The organism is Agromyces humi, assembly GCF_009720255.1.
GTDB lineage: Bacteria > Actinomycetota > Actinomycetes > Actinomycetales > Microbacteriaceae > Agromyces > Agromyces humi.
Window position 1 is genome coordinate 1 of sequence record NZ_WJSP02000718.1, and the last position, 755, is coordinate 755.

Here is a 755-nt window from a genome sequence, read left to right on the forward strand (position 1 = left end):
GGGCTCGGCACCCTCCGCGACGGCACCGCCACGCTGCGCGACGGGCTCGACGACGGCGCCGCCGCGATTCCCGACTCCGACCAGGCCACGCGCGACGCGCAGGCCGACACGATCTCCGATCCGATCGCGCTGCAGACGTCGGCGCTCACCCAGGCGGGCAACTACGGAGCCGGCCTGGCCCCGTTCTTCGCCGCACTGGCGGGCTGGATCGGCATCTACGCCCTGTTCCTCATCGTGAAGCCGATCTCGCGGCGTGCGGTGACCGCGCTGCACTCCCCGATCCGCGTCACGCTCGCCGGCTGGCTCACGCCAGGGCTCCTCGGTGCGGTGCAGATGGTGATGCTCTTCGTGGTGCTCGCCGTGACCCTCGGGTTCCCGATGGCGAACCCGGTCGGCACGCTCGGCATCATGCTGCTGGCGTCGGTCACGTACGCGGCCATCATCCTCGCGCTCAACGTGTGGCTCGGCTCGGTCGGGCAGTTCCTGGGGCTCGTGCTCATGGTGCTGCAGCTCGTCACCGCGGGCGGCACGTTCCCGTGGCAGACGCTGCCCGCACCGCTCGCCGCGCTGCACCACGTGCTGCCGATGGGCTACGTCGTCGACGCGATGCGGCAGTTCATGTACGGCGGCGACCTGTCACGGGCCGGCCTCGACGCGCTCGTGCTGCTCGCGTGGCTCGGCGGCGCCCTCGTGCTCGCCGCCGTGGGCGTCACGCGCATGACGCACTACCGCACCATGCGCGACCTGCAGCCCAG

General features: G+C 72.1%; 1 protein-coding gene. It reads left to right on the forward strand.

Annotated elements, in window-relative coordinates:
* Window positions 1-755: YhgE/Pip family protein (locus tag GH736_RS23760; protein ID WP_159607546.1), on the forward strand; the 755-nt coding region annotated here is incomplete at both ends.